Source organism: Chryseobacterium sp. SIMBA_029 (assembly GCF_046535275.1).
GTDB lineage: Bacteria > Bacteroidota > Bacteroidia > Flavobacteriales > Weeksellaceae > Chryseobacterium.
Genome location: NZ_JAWRXA010000608.1, coordinates 1 through 253 on the forward strand (window position 1 = coordinate 1; position 253 = coordinate 253).

The window sequence follows — 253 nt, forward strand, 5'->3', positions numbered from 1 at the left end:
CGTGTTGTCACGATTGTCGCCATTGGCGAGGCCGCCAATATAAGCGGTGGAATTATCCGAAGTGTCCGGATCATTGATTGCGGTATTGCCCAGGAAGCCGTCTGCAAGCGCACCGATGTTATTGGTCTCGGTGTCGCCGCCCGGCTGATAATTCTGGCTCATTTCGCTTCCTCCAAAGGAATTCGGAGCAGTGTGCGAAATCCCTCTCATCTCAAATGGGATTTTACTCGCGCTTACTCCGATACTGATTACT

The 253-nt window shown here is 51.8% G+C and carries 1 protein-coding gene; it reads right to left on the reverse strand.

The window, feature by feature from the left end; genetic code table 11:
- On the reverse strand, positions 1 to 210 hold a 210-nt coding region (locus tag SB679_RS25420; RefSeq protein ID WP_410705126.1), incomplete at its 3' end, for a hypothetical protein.
- Positions 211 to 253: the final 43 nt, after the last annotated feature.